At 72.9% G+C, this 17227-nt stretch carries 21 protein-coding genes and 3 tRNA genes; 15 read left to right on the forward strand and 9 right to left on the reverse strand.

Translation table 11 applies throughout. The annotated features are described in order from the left end of the window. Nucleotides 1–103 precede the first annotated feature (103 nt). From FZ988_RS13675 to purM, 3 genes are all read left to right on the forward strand, one after another. Nucleotides 104–457 carry a hypothetical protein gene (locus tag FZ988_RS13675; RefSeq protein ID WP_246169506.1) on the forward strand — a complete coding sequence of 118 codons (354 nt, stop codon included), beginning with the start codon at nt 104–106 and terminating at the stop codon, nt 455–457. A 72-nt stretch (nt 458–529) separates the two neighbouring features. Further along, the gene (purF, locus tag FZ988_RS13680) at nt 530–2074 is read left to right on the forward strand and encodes an amidophosphoribosyltransferase (protein ID WP_149204584.1); all 1545 of its coding nucleotides are present in this window, start codon (nt 530–532) and stop codon (nt 2072–2074) included. Further along, entirely contained in the window at nt 2071–3192 is a 1122-nt protein-coding gene (gene purM / locus FZ988_RS13685; RefSeq protein WP_149204585.1) for a phosphoribosylformylglycinamidine cyclo-ligase, read from the forward strand. Before purF ends, purM begins: the two co-directional genes overlap by 4 nt. A gap of 168 nt (nt 3193–3360) precedes the next feature. Here the strand turns inward: purM and FZ988_RS13690 are convergent, their stop codons facing one another. After that, nucleotides 3361–3564, reverse strand: coding sequence for a DUF3073 domain-containing protein (locus FZ988_RS13690; RefSeq protein ID WP_149204586.1), 204 nt, complete (start codon nt 3562–3564; stop codon nt 3361–3363). Between the two features lie 609 nt (nt 3565–4173). Between FZ988_RS13690 and FZ988_RS13695 the strand changes: the two genes are divergently transcribed. Together FZ988_RS13695 and FZ988_RS13700 are read left to right on the forward strand one after the other, a co-directional pair. Then, the gene (locus FZ988_RS13695) at nt 4174–4383 is read left to right on the forward strand and encodes a BldC family transcriptional regulator (RefSeq protein ID WP_149204587.1); all 210 of its coding nucleotides are present in this window, start codon (nt 4174–4176) and stop codon (nt 4381–4383) included. 85 nt (nt 4384–4468) lie between these two features. Further along, the gene (locus tag FZ988_RS13700; protein WP_149204588.1) at nt 4469–5038 is read left to right on the forward strand and encodes a methylated-DNA--[protein]-cysteine S-methyltransferase; all 570 of its coding nucleotides are present in this window, start codon (nt 4469–4471) and stop codon (nt 5036–5038) included. A gap of 40 nt (nt 5039–5078) precedes the next feature. Here FZ988_RS13700 and FZ988_RS13705 read toward each other — a convergent pair whose 3' ends face one another. The 5 genes from FZ988_RS13705 to FZ988_RS13725 form a co-directional block, all read right to left on the reverse strand. Further along, nucleotides 5079–5360: a DUF3618 domain-containing protein gene (locus tag FZ988_RS13705; RefSeq protein WP_149204589.1), complete on the reverse strand. Its 282-nt coding sequence runs from the start codon at nt 5358–5360 to the stop codon at nt 5079–5081. Further along, nucleotides 5357–5773 (reverse strand): phage holin family protein, encoded by a 417-nt coding sequence (locus tag FZ988_RS13710; protein WP_149204590.1) that lies wholly within the window; start codon nt 5771–5773, stop codon nt 5357–5359. The genes FZ988_RS13705 and FZ988_RS13710 overlap by 4 nt, the downstream gene beginning before the upstream one ends. Nucleotides 5774–5968: 195 nt before the next feature. Next, nucleotides 5969–6041: transfer RNA gene (locus FZ988_RS13715), tRNA-Phe, on the reverse strand. A 52-nt stretch (nt 6042–6093) separates the two neighbouring features. Next, nucleotides 6094–6167: transfer RNA gene (locus FZ988_RS13720), tRNA-Asp, on the reverse strand. A 59-nt stretch (nt 6168–6226) separates the two neighbouring features. Continuing rightward, nucleotides 6227–6299, reverse strand: a tRNA-Glu gene (locus FZ988_RS13725). A gap of 166 nt (nt 6300–6465) precedes the next feature. On the opposite strand from FZ988_RS13725, the gene FZ988_RS13730 reads away from it, so the two are divergent. Together FZ988_RS13730 and FZ988_RS13735 are read left to right on the forward strand one after the other, a co-directional pair. Then, nucleotides 6466–6810, forward strand: coding sequence for a metallopeptidase family protein (locus tag FZ988_RS13730; protein WP_149204665.1), 345 nt, complete (start codon nt 6466–6468; stop codon nt 6808–6810). 13 nt (nt 6811–6823) lie between these two features. After that, nucleotides 6824–7732, forward strand: coding sequence for an LLM class flavin-dependent oxidoreductase (locus FZ988_RS13735; RefSeq protein WP_149204591.1), 909 nt, complete (start codon nt 6824–6826; stop codon nt 7730–7732). Between the two features lie 91 nt (nt 7733–7823). Here the strand turns inward: FZ988_RS13735 and galE are convergent, their stop codons facing one another. Both galE and FZ988_RS13745 read right to left on the reverse strand, forming a co-directional pair. Next, entirely contained in the window at nt 7824–8804 is a 981-nt protein-coding gene (galE, locus tag FZ988_RS13740; protein WP_149204592.1) for a UDP-glucose 4-epimerase GalE, read from the reverse strand. A gap of 177 nt (nt 8805–8981) precedes the next feature. Next, nucleotides 8982–9254, reverse strand: coding sequence for a GlsB/YeaQ/YmgE family stress response membrane protein (locus FZ988_RS13745; protein ID WP_149204593.1), 273 nt, complete (start codon nt 9252–9254; stop codon nt 8982–8984). Nucleotides 9255–9391: 137 nt separating this feature from the next. Here FZ988_RS13745 and FZ988_RS13750 point away from each other — a divergent pair, with 137 nt between their 5' ends. The 8 genes from FZ988_RS13750 (at nt 9392) to FZ988_RS13785 (ending at nt 16219) form a co-directional block, all read left to right on the forward strand. Further along, a complete protein-coding gene (locus FZ988_RS13750) occupies nt 9392–10861 on the forward strand; it encodes a mechanosensitive ion channel family protein (RefSeq protein ID WP_188079107.1) in 1470 nt (489 codons plus the stop codon). A gap of 197 nt (nt 10862–11058) precedes the next feature. Further along, on the forward strand, nt 11059–11340 hold the full coding sequence (locus tag FZ988_RS13755) for an adhesin (RefSeq protein ID WP_149204594.1): 282 nt from the start codon (nt 11059–11061) through the stop codon (nt 11338–11340). Nucleotides 11341–11585: 245 nt separating this feature from the next. Then, a complete protein-coding gene (locus FZ988_RS13760; protein ID WP_149204595.1) occupies nt 11586–11888 on the forward strand; it encodes a hypothetical protein in 303 nt (100 codons plus the stop codon). Next, nucleotides 11878–13173: a putative T7SS-secreted protein gene (locus tag FZ988_RS13765; protein WP_149204596.1), complete on the forward strand. Its 1296-nt coding sequence runs from the start codon at nt 11878–11880 to the stop codon at nt 13171–13173. The genes FZ988_RS13760 and FZ988_RS13765 overlap by 11 nt, the downstream gene beginning before the upstream one ends. A gap of 17 nt (nt 13174–13190) precedes the next feature. Continuing rightward, nucleotides 13191–13589, forward strand: coding sequence for a hypothetical protein (locus FZ988_RS13770; RefSeq protein WP_149204597.1), 399 nt, complete (start codon nt 13191–13193; stop codon nt 13587–13589). A 324-nt stretch (nt 13590–13913) separates the two neighbouring features. Then, nucleotides 13914–14120, forward strand: a complete 207-nt coding sequence (locus tag FZ988_RS13775) for a hypothetical protein (protein ID WP_149204598.1) — start codon at nt 13914–13916, stop codon at nt 14118–14120. Between the two features lie 103 nt (nt 14121–14223). Further along, nucleotides 14224–14652 carry a hypothetical protein gene (locus tag FZ988_RS13780; RefSeq protein WP_149204599.1) on the forward strand — a complete coding sequence of 143 codons (429 nt, stop codon included), beginning with the start codon at nt 14224–14226 and terminating at the stop codon, nt 14650–14652. Nucleotides 14653–14989: 337 nt separating this feature from the next. Continuing rightward, nucleotides 14990–16219, forward strand: a complete 1230-nt coding sequence (locus FZ988_RS13785; protein WP_188079108.1) for an outer membrane protein assembly factor BamB family protein — start codon at nt 14990–14992, stop codon at nt 16217–16219. Between the two features lie 18 nt (nt 16220–16237). Here the strand turns inward: FZ988_RS13785 and FZ988_RS13790 are convergent, their stop codons facing one another. Then, a complete protein-coding gene (locus tag FZ988_RS13790; protein WP_149204601.1) occupies nt 16238–17176 on the reverse strand; it encodes a phosphotransferase in 939 nt (312 codons plus the stop codon). Between the last annotated feature and the right edge of the window lie 51 nt (nt 17177–17227).

The raw sequence follows: 17227 nt of genomic DNA on the forward strand, positions 1-17227 counted from the left end.
GTCCCTCCCGGGGCGGAGGCGCTGACCCTCCCCTCGCACGTGCCGCGGCCCTCTCCCGTACGCCGGGGGAGGGCCGCGGTGCGTCCCGCGTAGCATCGCCACCGTGCCCGACGAGACCGTGCCGAACACCGCCGTGCCCGACGAGACCGTGCCGACCACCGCCGTGCCCGACGACGACGCCCGCGACGCCGCCGGTCCCGACGACCGGGTGCCCGACGACCTCGAGCGGGTCGCCACGCCGGCCCGGGTGCGCAGGGCGCCCCGCTACCGCGCGTTCGTGCTGGCCGGCGCGCTGGTCGGCCTCCTCGTCGCGGTGGTCGCCGTCCTGGTTCTGCCCGGCGACAACGGGCTCGGTCGCGGCCCCGTGGTGGTCTTCGTCGGCCTCGTCGGCGTGCTCGTGGGGGCGCTCGGCGGCGCCGTCGTCGCTGTCGTCCAGGACCGCGCGTCGCGCACCTGAGCTCTCACCGGGGAACGCCCGCGCACCGGTCGCGGTGTGCCGACGGGGTCCCGCGTGTGCGACCATGGCGCCGTGGCCCGTGGTGACGGACGACTGACGCATGACCTCCTGCCCGGTGAGAAAGGTCCCCAGGACGCCTGTGGCGTCTTCGGGGTCTGGGCTCCCGGTGAGGAGGTCGCCAAGCTGACCTATTTCGGCCTCTACGCGCTGCAGCACCGCGGCCAGGAGTCGGCCGGGATCGCGACGTCGAACGGCGAGCAGCTGCTCGTCTACAAGGACATGGGGCTCGTCTCCCAGGTCTTCGACGAGACCGCGCTGAACGCCCTGACCGGGCACATCGCCATCGGCCACACGCGCTACTCGACCACCGGCGCCTCGACGTGGGAGAACGCGCAGCCCACGCTCGGCCCGACGGCCGGCGGCACCGTGGCCCTCGGGCACAACGGGAACCTGACCAACACGGCGGAGCTCGTCGACCTGGTCGCGGAGCGCTACGGCGCCCGACGCCGGGGCGAGCTCGCGCGGGGGAACACCACGGACACGGCCCTGGTGACCGCGCTCCTCGCGGGCGACCCGGACCACACGCTCGAGGCCACGGCGCTCGAGGTGCTGCCGCGCCTGCGGGGCGCGTTCTGCCTGGTCTTCATGGACGAGCACACCCTGTACGCGGCGCGTGACCCGCACGGCGTCCGCCCGCTCGTCCTGGGCCGGCTCGAGCGCGGCTGGGTCGTCGCGAGCGAGACCGCCGCCCTCGACATCGTGGGTGCCTCGCTCGTCCGGGAGGTCGAGCCCGGCGAGCTCATCACGATCGACGCCGACGGGCTCCGGAGCCAGCGCTTCGCCCCCGCGACGCCCACGGGCTGCGTGTTCGAGTACGTGTACCTGGCGCGTCCGGACACGACGATCGCGGGCCGCTCGGTCCACGCGGCGCGCGTCGAGATGGGGCGCTCCCTCGCACGCGAGTTCCCCGTGGAGGCCGACCTCGTGATCCCCGTCCCGGAGTCCGGGACGCCCGCGGCCATCGGCTACGCGGCCGAGTCGGGGATCCGGTACGCGCAGGGGCTGACGAAGAACGCCTACGTGGGCCGCACCTTCATCCAGCCGTCGCAGACGCTGCGTCAGCTCGGCATCCGCCTCAAGCTCAACCCGCTGCGCGACGTCATCCGCGGCCAGCGGCTCGTCGTCGTCGACGACTCGATCGTCCGCGGCAACACGCAGCGCGCGCTCGTGCGCATGCTGCGGGAGGCGGGAGCGGCCGAGGTCCACGTGCGCATCTCCTCGCCGCCCGTGCGCTGGCCCTGCTTCTACGGCATCGACTTCGCCTCGCGCGCCGAGCTCATCGCGACGGGGCTCTCGCCGGAGGAGGTCGGCCGGTCCATCGGGGCGGACTCCCTCGGCTACATCTCGCTCGAGGGCATGGTTGCTGCGACGGAGCAGCCGACGTCGCAGCTGTGCACCGCGTGCTTCACGGGCCGCTACCCGATCGACCTGCCGTCCGCGGACCGGCTCGGCAAGAACCTGCTCGAGCAGAGCGAGCTCCCCCTCGGGGCGCCCGAGGACGGCCTGGCCACGCTCGTGGCGGGCGTGGGCGGCTCCTCCGCCCTGGAGCAGCCATGACCGCGCCGCAGCAGGACGGGCACGTGACGTACGCGTCGGCGGGCGTCGACACCGAGGCAGGCGACAGGGCCGTCGAGCTCATGAAGGACGCGGTGCGCGCGACCCACGGCCCGCAGGTCCTCGGCGGCGTCGGCGGCTTCGCAGGCCTGTACGACGCGTCGGCCCTCACGCGCTTCCGTCGGCCCCTGCTCGCGACGTCGACCGACGGCGTCGGCACCAAGGTCGCGATCGCGCAGGCGATGGACGTCCACGACACGATCGGGTTCGACCTCGTCGGCATGGTCGTCGACGACATCGTGGTGGTCGGTGCCGAGCCCCTCTTCATGACCGACTACATCGCGACGGGCCGGGTCGTCCCGGAGCGCGTCGCGGACATCGTGCGGGGCATCGCGGCCGCGTGCGCCGAGACGGGCACCGCGCTGGTCGGTGGCGAGACGGCCGAGCACCCGGGCCTGCTCGCGCCCGACGAGTACGACGTCGCGGGTGCCGCGACGGGCGTCGTCGAGGCGGACGCCCTGCTGGGCCCGGAGCGTGTGCGCGACGGCGACGTCGTGATCGCGATGGCTTCCTCGGGCCTGCACTCCAACGGCTACTCCCTGGTCCGACGTGTCGTCGCCGTCGCGGGCTGGTCGCTCGACCGCGACGTCCCGGAGCTCGGCCGTACCCTCGGCGCGGAGCTCCTCGAGCCCACGCGCCTCTACACCCGGCCCTGCCTGACGCTCGCCGGCGACCCGGGCGCCCACGTGCACGCCTTCAGCCACGTCACGGGAGGCGGCCTCGCGGCGAACCTCGCGCGCGTGCTGCCCGCCGGGCTGGCCGCGGACGTCGAGCGCTCGAGCTGGCAGGTCCCCGCGGTGTTCGAGATGGTGCGATCGCTCGGTGGGGTCCCCTGGTCGGACCTCGAGGCGACGCTCAACCTGGGTGTCGGCATGGTCGCGGTCGTGGCGCCGGACGGGGTCGACGCGTCCCTCGCGTCGCTCGCCGCGTCGGGCGTCCCGGCGTGGGTGCTCGGCACGGTCCGCCCCGACGACGGCGCGCAGGGGCCCGACGTCGTGCGCGGCACCAAGGGTGTCGACGGCGGCGCCGTCCACCTGCGGGGGAGCTACCGCACGGCGTGACGCGTCACGGGCAGCCCGACGACGCGGCAGCCGTGGCGACCGCCGCCCCGCGGGCAGCCGTCACCTCGAGGGAATCGCTCGCGGCGAGCCCGTTCGGGTACGCCGGAGGCAACCCTCGCGTGCGGGTTCACCCGCGACGACCAGGTACGTGACGAGAGGGTGGCGAGCTCAGCGCTCGTCGCCGGACCAGTCCGCGTACTCCTCGGCGTCGTCGTGGGAGTCCGAGGCATGACGGCTCTCGGTAGCCAGGTCGGTCCGGCGGGGACCAGACGTGAGCTCCTGCTCAAGAGCTCGGTAGTTCGGCTCGTAGCTCGAGTACTTGAGCTCGCGAGCGACCTTCGTCTGCTTCGCCTTCTGACGGCCGCGCCCCATGGCATCGACCCCCTCTAACGTAGAAGCGGGGCGGCACCGTGCAATCACGTGCGGCCCCGGGGTACTGGTTCTCGTCGTGCCCTTACGGTACATGGTCCCAGGCGGTTACGGCGACCTGCTTAGGCCGGGTGGGCGTCCGACGGGCGTCGGCCGAGCGACGCGTGGACCGTCCACGGGGCCCGCCGCGGACCCGGCAGACGCGCTCGTGTGCTGCTCCGCAGCGCGGTCGGCAGCGGTCCTGCGTCCACCTCCGGCGCCGCACGGTGCTCGGCGGGCAGGGGTCGCGCGGCCCACGGAATGTGACCAAAGTCGCCGAAATCAGTCCTCCACGACGCCGGTCCGGCCGCCTTGCGACGGTGGACGGCCCCGCGTCGACCGATTCCGCCCGTCCCGGACGCGCAGCGCCGCCGTCCCGACGAACGCTCGCCAGGACGGGTCGCGAGCGCGCAGGTACCGTGACCAGAAGTGGTGACGCGCTGTGACTGGGGCTTCACCGCACGGTCCGGACATCGCGCGGGTCAGGCCCGCGTGAGTCGAACGTCACGACGAGGTGACCGGTCAGGAGACGACCCCCGGGGTGGGGCCTGGCCCTGTCGAACGGAGACGACCATGGCTGCACACTCGACCGACCAGGACACCCTGCTCACGCCGGCGGAGGTGGCCAGCCTCTTCCGGGTCGACCCCAAGACGGTCACGCGGTGGGCCAAGGCCGGGAAGATCTCCTCGATCCGCACGCTGGGCGGCCACCGCCGCTACCGCGAGTCCGAGGTGCGCCAGCTCCTCGCGGTGCCGGCGCAGCGCACGACCGGCGGTCGCTGAACGGAACGGTTCCCAGGCCAGGGCGCGGCATCGCCGTGTCCGATCCCCGCGAGGACTCGCCGCTGCGCCGGGTCATGATGGACGCATGCCACAGACCCTCTCCGTGACCACCGACGCACCGGTCCGTACGCTCCTCGCCGGCGTCGTCGAGACCCCTGCCGGGCCCCTCGCGCTCGTCGTGAGCGCCGACGGCGTCGTGCACGCCGCGGGCTACGGCGACCTCGACGCGCTGGTGGCTCGCCTCGCGGCGACCGACCGCACCGTCGACGCGACGGGGGGCGTGCGTCGTGTCACGGCTGAGGAGCTGCCGCCGTCCGTGACGGACGCCGTCGGCCGGTACTCGGCAGGTGACCCGACGGCCCTAGACGCCGTGCCGGTCCAGCAGCCGGGCGGGCCCTTCTCGCAGGCGGCCTGGGCGGCCATGCGCAGGATCCCGGCCGGCGAGACGCTGACGTACACCGAGCTCGCGGCGATGGCCGGGAACGCGGGTGCCGTCCGGGCCGCGGGGAGCGCGTGCGCGCGCAACCTCGTCGCGCCGTTCATCCCGTGCCACCGGGTGGTCCGCACCGACGGGAGCCTCGGCGGCTACGCGTACGGCCTCGACGTGAAGCGGCGGCTCCTCGCGCACGAGCGTGGCGAGGTCCTGCTCGGCTGAGCAGCACCCCACCGCGGCGTGCGGACATCCCGCCCGTCGGTCAGAGCTTGCGGACGACTCCCGCGACGAGGGCGGCGGCGAGGGCGGCGCCGGCCCCGAGGACGACCCAGCCCGTGCGGGTCGGCTCCAGCTCGTCGGGGGAGCGCACCTCACCCGTCACGGTCTGCTTGACCTTGGCCAGCGCGATCTTCGCCTCGTCGAGCGCGTGCGTGGCCTGGGTCCGCGGGTCGAGGCGCTCGGACAGCTCGTCGACCGTCTCCTTGAGCTCGGCGCGGGTACGGGCGATCTCGGCCTCGATCTCGGCCGGGGTGGTGCCGCTCATGACTGGAGTCCTTCCTTGACGGCGGCCACGTCGGCCTTGATGCTCGCCTGCGCGCGCTCCGGGGTGGGCGGGACGCCCTGCTCCAGCGACTTCTTGCCCTGGAGCCCGAGGATCGCGGCGCCGGCCAGGAGGAGCACCGTCACGATCAGGGCGGCGAGCCATGCGGGCAGGCCCTCCGCGATCGCCAGGATGATCGTCGTGATGAGCGTCGCGAAGCCGAAGAAGGCGAGGAACCCGGCGGCGGCGAAGAGGCCGATGCCGATCCCGGCGTGCTTGGCCTTCTCGGCCATCTCGGCCTTGGCGAGCCTGATCTCGTCCCTGATGAGCTGGGAGAGCCTCTCCGAGAGGGTGCTCACCAGCTCACCGATGCTCGGCCGGTTGTCGGCTCGCCCGGGGGTCTGGGTGCTCGTCACCTCACCACGTCCTCACTCGTCCAGCGTCGGGGCGGTTCCGGGGACGGACCGCTCTCCTTCGTCATTCTCATGGAAGGGGGGCCGACGCGCACTTGTTCGGGGCTTCGAGTGGAGCGGGCCTGCGCAGCGGCGTCGTCGTGGGACGACGAAGCCCCGCCGGTCGGTGACCGTGCGGGGCGTCTCCATGCTGAGGTGTGGCCACTGGCAGGGTCGAACTGCCGACCTTTCGATTTTCAGTCGAACGCTCTACCAACTGAGCTAAGTGGCCGTGCTGTGCAGGAACGTCGATGCCCGGCCTCATGGACCGGGCAGACGACGAGCGACCCCGACGGGACTTGAACCCGCGACCTCCGCCGTGACAGGGCGGCGCGCTAACCAACTGCGCTACGGGGCCTTGTGGTGAGACAAGGTACCTGTGAACTTCTGTCGAACTGGTCTTGCTGCACTTGCTCGTACCCCCAACGGGATTCGAACCCGTGCTACCGCCGTGAAAGGGCGGGGTCCTAGGCCGCTAGACGATGGGGGCCCGTGTCACGTCGGACGCCCGTGACGTCGAAGCGTCGTAAGACCTCGGACAGCATACGGGAGGCGAGGGGCTATCTCCAAAGCGGATCCCGCGGGGCCTCCGGGAGGTGCACCGTGAGGCGCACCGTGGCGTCGCACGGGTGGGCGAAGATGGGGCCGTGGTCGAGATGACGAGGGACGCGTTCGAGGACGCGGTGCGTGACGCGCTCGACCTCATCCCGCCGGAGCTGGCCGACCAGATCGACAACGTCGTGGTGCTCGTCGAGGACGACGCCCCGGCCGACGAACCCGAGCTGCTGGGCCTGTACGAGGGCGTCGCGCTCACGGAGCGCGACGGCTGGTGGGCCGCCGGTTCGTTGCCCGACCGGATCACGATCTACCGGAACCCGACCCTCGCCATCTGCGAGACGGTCGAGGAGGTCGTCGAGGAGGTCGCGGTGACGGTGGTCCACGAGGTCGCGCACCACTTCGGCATCGACGACGAGCGCCTGCACGAGCTGGGCTGGGCCTGAGGAGAGGACGAGCATGCGGATCGGGATCGTGCTGCTGCCGCAGCAGAGGTGGGCGCACGCGCGCGAGCGGTGGGAGCGCGCGGAGGACTACGGGTTCGACCACGCCTGGACGTACGACCACCTCGCGTGGCGGTCGCTCGCCGACGAGCCGTGGTTCGCGACGGTGCCGCTGCTCGCAGCCGCTGCCGGCGTCACGGAGCGCATCCGCCTGGGCACCTGGGTGGCGAGCCCCAACTACCGGCACCCGGTGCCCTTCGCGAAGGACGTGATGGGCCTCGACGACGTGAGCGGCGGTCGCCTGCTGCTCGGTGTCGGCGCAGGTGGCACGGGGTTCGACGCCGAGGTCCTCGGCCCCCCGGTCACGCCGCGGGTGCGGGCGGAGCGGCTCGAGGAGTTCGTCGACCTCCTCGACGAGCTCCTGACGCACCCGGTCACGGAGCGGACCGGCCGGCACTTCGAGGCCCACGGTGCGCGGATGATCCCGGGGTGCGTCCAGCGGCCCCGTGTGCCGTTCGTCGTCGCGGCCAACGGCCCGCGCGCGATGCGTGTGGCCGCGCGGTTCGGGCAGGGATGGGCGACGGTCGGGCCGAGCCTCGACGCGGACGTGCTCGAGGGCCTCAGCCCTGCACGCGCGCAGGAGGAGTGGTGGCGCGGGCTCGCGCCCCTCGTGGAGCGGTTCGAGGCGGCGGCGCGCGACGCGGGGCGTGACCCCGCGGGCATCGAGCGCTACCTGAACATCGACGCCGCGCCCGTGTTCTCGCTCGAGTCCTACGCCGTGCTCGAGGAGGGCGTGCGGCGCGCCGCGGAGCTCGGCTTCACGGACGTCGTCGTGCACTGGCCGCGGCCCGAGGGCGTCTACGCGGGGCGCGAGGAGGTCCTCGAGGAGGTCGCGGCGCGGCTGCCGGAGCTCCGCGACGTCTGATCAGCCGGTGCCGTGGCGGATGGCTGCCATCGTCACGGGTCGCCGACCGTCGACCGACCGACCGTCCGGGCGTCGGGCGGCGCCGATCCGGTCAGGCGGATGCCTGCTGGCGGGCGCTCCAGGCGCTCGCGACCATCTCGTCGAGCGTGTGGCGCATGCGCCAGTCGAGGTCGCGCGCGGCACGCTCGCCCGAGGCGACGATGCGGGCGGGGTCGCCCGGGCGGCGGGCCGTGATCTCAGGCGTGAAGGCGATGCCCGTGACCTGCGCCATCGCCGTCATGATCTCCCGCACCGAGACGCCGTCGCCGCTGCCCAGGTTGTAGACGGGCTCGAGGGGGCGGCCCGCCTCGAGGGCGCGCGCGGCGGCGACGTGCGAGACGGCCAGGTCGGCCACGTGGACGTAGTCCCGCACGCAGGTGCCGTCCGCCGTGGGGTAGTCGTCGCCGTTGATGCGCGGGGTGCGGCCTGCGACGAGGGCGTCGAGCACGAGCGGGAAGAGGTTGTGCGGGCTCGAGTCGTAGAGGTCGGGGCTGCCGGAGCCGACCACGTTGAAGTACCGCAGGGACGTGTGGCGCAGCGGCCGCTCGGTGTCCGCGGACGCGCGCGCGACGTCACGTAGCAGCCACTCGCCGATGAGCTTGGACTCGCCGTAGGGCGACTCGGGGGCGGTGGGGGTCGCCTCGGTCACGAGGTCCGTGTCCGGCGTGCCGTACACGGCGGCGCTCGAGGAGAACACGATGCTCGCGACCCCGGCGTCGGCCATGGCCTGCAGCAGGTGGGCCGTGCCGGTGACGTTCTGCTCGTACGTGTGCAGCGGGCGCTGGACGCTCACCCCGGCGTACTTGAACCCGGCGAGGTGGACGACGCCGGTCACGGCGTGCGCGCGGAGCGTCTCGGTGATCGCGGCCGTGTCGAGGATGCTGGTGCGGACGAGCGGAACCTCGGGCGGGACGAACGACGCGTGGCCGCTCGACAGGTCGTCCACGACGACGCAGTCCAGGCCCTCCGCGAGGAAGGCCTGCACGACGTGCGATCCGATGTAGCCGGCTCCGCCGGTCACTAGCCAGGTCATGGATCCACCATACCGACAAACTCGAAAGAAAATCAACAAAGCCGAACACGCGTCGGGCCGGAGCGGTCCGGACGCACCGGCGCCTCCGGTGGTCCGGTCCGGACGCACCGGTGCCCCGGCGGTCAGGGACCCCGGGGCACCGCGCTCTCGAGGAGGAGAGCGTCGAGCAGCGTGCCGTCAGGCGCGACGACGGCTGCCGAGCATGTTGGCGGCGATGGTGACACCCAGGGCCGCGATCGCGACCTGGATGATGAGCTCGATCCAGTCGATGCCGTTCGTCTCGGCCAGGTTGAGCATGCTCGCGACCCAGGTCCCGAGCAGCGCGGCGAGGATGCCGACGATGATCGTCACGACGAGCGAGATGTTCTGGCGCCCCGGAGCGAAGAGGCGTCCGAGAAGGCCGATGATGAGCCCGACGATGATCGCGGTGATGATGCCGGTGACTGTCATGGCAAGTGCCTTCCGTCGGTTGTGCGGGCCGTGGAGTGCCCGGCCCTGATCGGGACGCTAGACCCGCACCGGGCGACCCGCACGCCGAGCCGATCTAGCCTGGGTCGGTGCCCCCACACGTGACGTATCCCCATGCCATGACCGCGACGCTGCCGCTCGAGGGCCCCGTCGTGGTGCCGTCCGGCTCCGCGTCGGGCGTCGTGATCGTGCTCGCCATCTCCGGTGCGCTCATCGCCGCGCTCGTGCTCGCCGAGGTGCTCGCGGCGGTGATCCGTGCCGTCGGGCGACGTACCTGGATCGCGAACGACATGGCCCGCCGGGGACGGCGCCCGCTGCGCGTCGTCCTCGTCCTCGCGGCCGTGTGGATCGCGTTGCGCGCGGTCACCGACCCGCCGCCCGCCGGCCCGGACTGGCGCCTCGGCGTCGAGCACGCGCTCCTCATCGGCGTGATCGTGTCGGTCGCGTGGCTCATCGGTGCGATGGCTTTCGTCGCGGAGGACGCCGCGCTTGCGCGGTACCGGACCGACGTCGCGGACAACAGGCACGCCCGCCGCGTCCGCACCCAGATCATGATCCTGCGCCGCGTGACCGTCGCGATCCTCGTGGTCGCCGCGATCGGCGGCGTCCTCATGACCTTCGAGGGCGCGCGGACCGCCGGTGCGGGGATCTTCGCGTCGGCCGGTCTGCTGTCGGTCGTCGCCGGCCTCGCCGCGCAGACCTCCCTCGCGAACGTCTTCGCGGGCCTCCAGCTCGCGTTCACCGACGCGATCCGGGTCGACGACGTGGTGGTCGTCGACGGCGAGTGGGGCCGGATCGAGGAGATCACCATGACCTACGTGGTGGTCCACGTCTGGGACGACCGTCGCCTGATCCTGCCGTCGACGTACTTCACGACGACGCCCTTCGAGAACTGGACCCGACGCGCCGCGGACCTGCTCGGCACCGTCGAGCTCGACCTCGACTGGGCCGTGCCCGTCCAGGCGATGCGGACCGAGCTCACGCGCCTGCTCCAGGAGAGCGAGCTGTGGGACCACCGGGTCGGTGTGCTCCAGGTGACGGAGAGCACGGGCGGCTACGTGCGCGTCCGGGCCCTCGCGAGCGCCGCGGACGCGCCGACGCTGTTCGACCTGCGGTGCCAGGTGCGCGAGGGACTGGTCGCCTGGTTGCAGCGTGAGCACCCCGAGGCGCTGCCGCGGACCCGGCTCGAGGGTGCGGGGCGGGTCCTCGACGCGGCAGGGTCCGCCGACGTGCCCGGCGTGCCGGCCGGCTCGACCGGTGGGACGGGCGGCACGACGGGCGGGACGCCGACCGGTGAGACCGCGGTCCTCGGCGCGGCGGGGCGACGGCACAGGGCAGGGGCCGGGGCGCCTGACGCACCCGAGCAGACCGTCCGCCTCGACCAGGGCCGTGACTCGAACCTGTTCACGGGCAGCCTCTGGGCCGTGGAGCGGTCGAAGGCGTTCACCGGTCCGGGTGAGGAGGTCATCGCCGAGCGGGAGCACACCGCGGAGCGCGAGACCACGGGTGAACGGGAGGCCACGGGCGAGAAGCCGCGGGTCGGTGACAGGCTCCCGGTCGAGGGTGGCCCCAGAGGGGAGCGCCCCTGACGGGCGGTCGGACGGGATGGCGCCCGTCCTGCCAATCCGGCGGGTTCGTGCTGGACCATGATCATCACGTCCGGGTGGTGGACACGTGGGTGCCGTGCGGTTGCCCGACCAGCCCTGGTTTGTGACGGTGGACGAGCCCGAGACGCCCGGGCGGACCTTCGTCGTGGGCGTCGACCCCGGCAAACGAAGGAGCATCCATGCTCACGCTGACCGACAACGCCCGCACCGCCGTCCAGGACATCGCGACCCGCGCAGGCCTGCCCCAGGAGGGTGGTCTGCGGATCGCCGAGTCCGACCAGCAGGTCGGGAACTTCGAGCTCTCGCTCGTCCCCGAGCCCGTGGCCGGTGACGAGGTGATCGAGGCCGAGGGCGCGCGCGTCTTCGTCGAGCCCGCCACCTCGCAGATCCTCGCTGACCAGCAGCTCGACGCCACGGCGTCCCCCGAGGGCACCGGCTTCCTCCTCGCACCTCAGGCCTGAGCGCCGCGGCCGGCGCCTGGCGCTGAGCCGCACCGGTCCGGCAGCCGGACCTCGACCTCCCCGACGGGGCCACCGCGCACGAGCGGTGGCCCCGTCGTCGTGCGTGGGGGCGCTCGTCCACAGCCCCGTCGTCGTCCACAGGCAGGTCCCGCCCCCGTCCGTCAGCCGAGCACCCGCCAGTAGACAAGGGGCACGGCCGAGGGGCCGGTGAGGGACGCAGGGGCAGGTCCGGCTGAGGAGGGCTGATGGCGCAGGGGTTCGAGGTCGACTGGGACGCGTTGCACGGGTCGGGCAAGCGACTGCTGGGGACGCAGGAGGAGCTCGCGGACCCGCGCCGGGCGTGCCTGCAACAGCGCTCCGCCTACGGCGTCGCCGCTCTTCAGGACGCCGCCCGTGCCCTCCAGGGCGCCTGGGTCGAGCGGGACCTCACGGTTGGCGCCGCGCTCGAGGGGCTCGCGGAGGGCCTCCGGGCGTCGGCGGACCACTACGCGGAGGCCGACGCCGGGGCCGCCGCGCTGCGCATGCGGATGTACGTCGATGCGTGCTGAGCTGGCGGTGCCTGCGGGCACGGCCGCCGAGCTCGGCCGACCGGGCGCCTTCTTCGAGGACGCCGACGGCCTGCGTGTGCGGGCAACCGGGTTCGAGGAGGCCGCGGAGTCCCTGCGACGGCTCGACCTGGGCGGGTGGACGGGCGCTGCGGCCGACGCGTTCGGCGAGACGCTGGGTCTGGTCCGTAGAGCGCTGCTCCAGTCCGCCGACGACTCCGCGGCCGCGGCCGCGCACCTCGAACGGCACGGGCACGTGGTCGCCTGGGCGCTGAGGGAGCTCGGTGAGGCCGCCGCGGCCGCGAAGGCCGCGCAACGTGCCGCCGAGCGAGCCGCGCGGGTCGCGGCAGCGGCGACGCCCGGGACCGCTGCGTCGCGTGCCGGGGGCGGCGGACCGGCCGGGGCCCGGGTGGGGGATGCCCTTCCCGACCGCGCCATGCGCGAGGCTGCGGCGATCGCGTCGAACGCTCGCGAGGCGGTCGAGAGGTCGGCGGCCGACACGGCGAAGGCGCTGCTCAAGCTCGCGGAGAGCGCGCCCGACCTGCCCACCTATGCCGACCACATCGGCTTCGGCTGGTCCCAGAAGTGGCGAGGTCTGCTCCAGGGCGTCGGCTCGATGGTCGACGGGGTCGTGAAGTCGAACCCGCTCCGTGTGGTCATCGATCCCCTGGGCGTGGCCGAGGACGCGATGGCGACGGGCGCCGCGTTGTACGCGGGGGTGAAGGACCCGGTCGGGTTCCTCAAGCAGGCGACGGACTACGAGACGTGGCGGACCAACCCGGGACTCGCGAGCGCCCGGGCGACGCCGGAGATCGCCGTGAGCGCGGCGACGGCCGGCATGGGCGGCGGCGGCATCATCGGCCCCAAGGTGGTCAGCGGCCTCCGCAAGGGCGCCGCCAGCGTCGCTAAGGGGGCTGGGCCCGCCAAGGCGGCAGCAAGCGTCGCCAAGGGGGCCGAGAGCGTCGCCAAGGGCGCGGCGCCCGAGGCGCCCGCCGTGACCGCGAGCCGGCTCAACGCGCGCGCGGCCGCCGAGAAGATGGTGCTGGAGGGGCACGCGTTCCAGAAGCACGTCATCGACCAGAAGGAGTTCCCCGAGGTCCGCACCAAGGAGGACCTCGTGCGCATCGCCGAGACGACGATCCGGGAAGGCGAGGGCAAGGACCTTCCTCGTGGCCGTACGGGCTTCTGGAAGGATGATGTGCTTGTGGTGCACGACTCGAAGACCGCGCACGGTGGCTCCGTGTACCGGCCGTGGAATGGATACATCGCGTTTCTGGAGCTCGATTGAGATACGACAGGCTTGACATGGGCGGCGATGAGATCGAGTTCCTCATGCTCCGCGATCAGTTGCGCATCATCAGAAGCTGCGTTCGTGTGGCGCTCCGCGAGGTCGGCACGTGGGAGACCACGCCGCCGACGGACGTGACGGCCGCCGATCTGCAGGCACTCGTGGAGCGACTGTCGGCTGTCTACGGGAGCGGCGTGGATGTCACGTCGATGGAGAGCCTCGAGCCGGCTTTGGGCGATGCCATGACCGTCGTCCTCAGCGGGAGAGAGGTGCTCGTCCTCGCCGCCTGCCTGCGAGAGGCGGTCGACGCCAACGATGACTGGGAGTTCCCGATCCTCATGGGGGCTGAGACCTTCGAGGTGCGCGCCTTGGAGGAGGAGCTGCTCTCGGCGTACAGGAGCGTCGGACAGACGTGACGGCGCCCGCCGCGGGGCAATCCAAGAACGTGATCTGGGGGAAGACGTGAACTACGAACTGGCGGACGCGGCTGGCGGGAGCATCGCTCTCTCGCTCGACCGCACGGAGCTCCGCGCGCTGCAGGCGTGAGTCGAGGAGGCGCTCAGCGGGATCGACGTGTGTGAGTTCTCCACGCGCGTCGGCGCGAGCACGGACGAAGCCGCGGCGATTCTCGCGACGCTGCGCGCTCTGCGGGAGCCCCCGGAGTCGGGAACCCGGGCCCTCCGCGCGCCGGCGTCTGCTCCTCCGTCTTCGCCCGGGCGGGCGTACTTCGAGGGACTCCGATGAGCGGCCCGCAGGCGGCGATCGATGACCGGGTCACCGTCGTCCTGGACCGGGACGACGTGCGGATCCTCTCGCAGTGCGTCAACGAGGCAACGAACGCGCTCGGCCTGCCGGACTTCTCTGCACGCACCGGAGCGAGCGTCGGTGACGCGAGGAGGCTCCTCGCGGAGCTGCTCGACGCGTACGACAGCACGGAGCCCACGTGATCGGGAGTGCGTGGTCGGGGCGGGGACGTCCCGGACGTGAGCGTGGGAAGGCAACCCGACCGTGAAGCACGCTGCGACAGGACTCGGCGCCCACGCGATCGTGATGAGCCGCGACGAGATGCGCATCGTCATGAACTGCATCAACGAGGCGCTGGAGACGTCCGTCGACGGGAGGCTCCCGACGGTCGGTGCCGACAAGGCCCACGTCGTGGATCTGTGGGAACGGCTCAACCTGGTTGACGACGACGACGGTCACGTCGCCGTGTCGCTCGACCCGGAGGAGCTACGGGTTCTCTCGGGCTGCGTCGCCACTGCGATCGACATCGTCGCGGAGTGGGAGCGTCCCATCCGCGTCGCGCGACGAACGAGGAGATCGGTGCCGTCGCCCAAGAGCTCTCCGATCTGGTCGCCGCTCCGCCGCCGCTCTGACAGCAGCGCACCAGACCAGCGCACGGGACCAGCGCACCGCGCGGCCCGGGCAGGCCAGGGCCTCGGTGAGCAGCGCGGCCACGCCCCGGGTCTGACGCCCTGACGCTGGCCACCGTCGGCGCGTCGCGAGATGTCCGAACGGACCCGAACGCGCGCGTGCGCACGGGCACCGGACCGTCGCGCCTAACGTCACGACCGGACGTCGCCCCGAGAGGTCGCACGCAGGCGGCCAGCCCCCTGCGTGCGACCCGTCGGCCGTCGTGCCGCACCCGTGCTGGACGGGCAACGACTCGTCCACGAGCAACCACTCGTGAGGAAGGGAAGCCGTGCTGACCCGACGTGGAGCCGGACGCTGGATCGTCCTCATGGGCCTGACCGCGGCTCTGGTGGGCTGTGGCTCTGGAGGGAGTACCGAGCCGGCTCCCGAGGACACCGCGCCCGTGGTCGAGGAGAGCGTGCAGCAGGAGGTCATCGAGCCCAGCCCCGAGCCTCCAACCCCGGCCGTGGTGTCCCGGTCCCTCGGCGTGGCCGGTGAGGACACGGTTGCGCTCGGCCCGCGCGTCGTCGTCACGTCCGGCTACGCGGACGACGGGCAGACGCGTGCGTACCGCCTGTACGGGCCGGGTACCGAGACGGGCGGCACCGTCGTGGAGGACGCGCAGTGGGACGTGTCCCGCGTCGAGGCGCGGTGGTTGCGCGTGCAGCGTGACCCCACGGCTGCGACCGCCATGGCCCTGATCTCCCTCGAGCGGACTCCGAACGACGGGCTGGTCGCCGGTTCGCTGCAGATGGTGATCCGGACGTTCGACATCGAGGGCACCAAGGTCGGCGAGGCTGTGCTGCCTGTCCGCGACGGGGTCTCCGACCGCACCGTGCAAGAGATCGGACTGGTGGGCGGCACGGTGGTCGTCCTCGGTGACGGGCTCGTCGGGGAGGCAGCGCCGGCCGTGACCCTGGCGGAGGCGATCGATGTCGACACCGGTGCGCTCACCTGGACGTCCGAGTGCGGGGGCGGCTTCTCGAGCACCACACCGATGTACGCCGGTGCGGGCGTGGTCGCGCTCGGCTGCGACCGCAACGGGGTACGCGGCTTCGACCTGGCAACAGGGGCGACCGCCTGGCAGTACGGAGGGAGCGACACCGACAGCTTCTCCTACGACGAGTCCGCCCCGGGGGTCGTGGGCGTCACCAACGTCGGCGGCTCACCGGGCGTCACGATCGACCTGCTGCACGGGACGCAGATCCGGGACCGCGCGCTCGGGTACCTCATCGGTGACCCGATCACGGGCCTGCAGGCGATGGGGCGCCTCGAGGTCTACGACCCGGCGAGCCAGTCCACCGTCCTGACGATCGGCCGGGATGCGATCGACCAGCTCGGCGACTTCACGGCCATCAGCGCGTTCGACGGGCGCCTCACGTTCATGGCCAGCGATGGCCTGAACGTCGTGTCGTTGACGACCGGCGCCGCCGACCCGTCGTCGCCCGCCAAGTCCGCCCAGGCGCAGTCCTACTCGGGCGTCGTGCTCGACGCCGGTACTGGCTGGGTGATCCTCGGATCGGCGTCGGCGGGTAGCAGCAACTTCAGCGCGACCGAGGTGCTCTGGGCGCCGAGCGACGACGGCACGCTCGCCTGGGGCGACGTCTCCGCCCTTCTCTCCGCGGGGAGCTGACGAAGGCAGCGCACCCGGTCAGCGCACCGCGCGGTCCAGGCAGGCCAGAGCCTCGGCGAGCAGGGCTGTCATGCCCTCCGCGGCCGCGTACACGGCGAGCATCGAGCTCACGCGCACGGCGAGCGTCCGTGCGCGGAGCTCGCGGTCGGGCGGGACGTCGCCGTAGGCCGTCAGGAACGCCGCGCGTGCGTCGTCGACGAAGGCCGCGTAGGCGACCATGAGGTCGATCGCCGGGTCGCCCAGCGCGGTGTCGCCCCAGTCGATGACCCCGGTCGGCTCACCGTCCGCGGACACCAGCAGGTGCCGCACGTGCAGGTCACCGTGCACGAGGACGGGCTCACCCGACGCCGGGCCGGCTCCCGCGGCGGTCGCCAGCAGTGCGTCGACGCGCGGGTCCGGCTGCCACAGGCTCTCGTCGACGAGGGTCGTCAGCTGCTCGCGGGCTCGGCCCGCCTGCGTGGCGGCGTCGGCCCGACGCATCGGGTCCACGGGCAGGTCGACGCCGTCGCGCCCCACCGCATCGACCGTCTCACGGGCCAGGGCCGGGTCGTGCAGCTCACGCAGGAACCCGCCGACCGCGGCGGCGACGCGCGTGCGCGCGACGTCGGGCACGGGTGTCTGGGCGATCTCCTGCCCGGGGAGCAGGCGCGTGCCCCAGAACGGCCACGGCATGGCCTCGGTCGGGGTGCCGACGAACACGGGGTGCGGGATGGGCACCGGGAAGCGGTCGGCGAGGTGCCGCAGGACGGCCAGCTCGCGGCGTGCGCCGGGGAGCGCGACCTGGCGGTGCACGAACCGGAACGCCCACGCATCGCCCACGGTCACGACCACGTTGTCCCAGCCCGAGTCGAACGCGCGCACGGGCAGGCCTGCGAGCTCGGGGAACTGCTCGGCCACGAGGGCCGCAGCCGTCGTGAGGTCGAGCGTGTGCTCAGGGGTCCACTGGTGCTGCGTCATGCCCACGGTCCTACCAGACGGCGGCCGGCACGAGCCGCCCCGGCCCCCGGG

This window comes from Actinotalea subterranea (genome assembly GCF_008364845.1).
Taxonomy (GTDB): Bacteria; Actinomycetota; Actinomycetes; order Actinomycetales; family Cellulomonadaceae; genus Actinotalea; species Actinotalea subterranea.

Excerpts from the sequence above, each read along its gene's own strand:
- FZ988_RS13690 (WP_149204586.1), bottom strand. The coding sequence starts at position 3,564 with ATGGGGCGCGGCCGTCAGAAGGCGAAGCAGACGAAGGTCGCTCGCGAG.
- FZ988_RS13700 (WP_149204588.1), top strand. The coding sequence starts at position 4,469 with ATGCCACAGACCCTCTCCGTGACCACCGACGCACCGGTCCGTACGCTC.
- FZ988_RS13730 (WP_149204665.1), top strand. The coding sequence starts at position 6,466 with ATGACGAGGGACGCGTTCGAGGACGCGGTGCGTGACGCGCTCGACCTC.
- FZ988_RS13770 (WP_149204597.1), top strand. The coding sequence starts at position 13,191 with ATGGGCGGCGATGAGATCGAGTTCCTCATGCTCCGCGATCAGTTGCGC.
- FZ988_RS13745 (WP_149204593.1), bottom strand. The coding sequence starts at position 9,254 with ATGACAGTCACCGGCATCATCACCGCGATCATCGTCGGGCTCATCATC.
- galE (WP_149204592.1), bottom strand. The coding sequence starts at position 8,804 with ATGACCTGGCTAGTGACCGGCGGAGCCGGCTACATCGGATCGCACGTC.
- FZ988_RS13790 (WP_149204601.1), bottom strand. The coding sequence starts at position 17,176 with ATGACGCAGCACCAGTGGACCCCTGAGCACACGCTCGACCTCACGACG.
- FZ988_RS13780 (WP_149204599.1), top strand. The coding sequence starts at position 14,224 with ATGAGCCGCGACGAGATGCGCATCGTCATGAACTGCATCAACGAGGCG.
- FZ988_RS13695 (WP_149204587.1), top strand. The coding sequence starts at position 4,174 with ATGGCTGCACACTCGACCGACCAGGACACCCTGCTCACGCCGGCGGAG.
- FZ988_RS13765 (WP_149204596.1), top strand. The coding sequence starts at position 11,878 with ATGCGTGCTGAGCTGGCGGTGCCTGCGGGCACGGCCGCCGAGCTCGGC.
- purM (WP_149204585.1), top strand. The coding sequence starts at position 2,071 with ATGACCGCGCCGCAGCAGGACGGGCACGTGACGTACGCGTCGGCGGGC.
- FZ988_RS13705 (WP_149204589.1), bottom strand. The coding sequence starts at position 5,360 with ATGAGCGGCACCACCCCGGCCGAGATCGAGGCCGAGATCGCCCGTACC.
- FZ988_RS13735 (WP_149204591.1), top strand. The coding sequence starts at position 6,824 with ATGCGGATCGGGATCGTGCTGCTGCCGCAGCAGAGGTGGGCGCACGCG.
- FZ988_RS13760 (WP_149204595.1), top strand. The coding sequence starts at position 11,586 with ATGGCGCAGGGGTTCGAGGTCGACTGGGACGCGTTGCACGGGTCGGGC.
- FZ988_RS13755 (WP_149204594.1), top strand. The coding sequence starts at position 11,059 with ATGCTCACGCTGACCGACAACGCCCGCACCGCCGTCCAGGACATCGCG.
- FZ988_RS13775 (WP_149204598.1), top strand. The coding sequence starts at position 13,914 with ATGAGCGGCCCGCAGGCGGCGATCGATGACCGGGTCACCGTCGTCCTG.
- FZ988_RS13750 (WP_188079107.1), top strand. The coding sequence starts at position 9,392 with ATGACCGCGACGCTGCCGCTCGAGGGCCCCGTCGTGGTGCCGTCCGGC.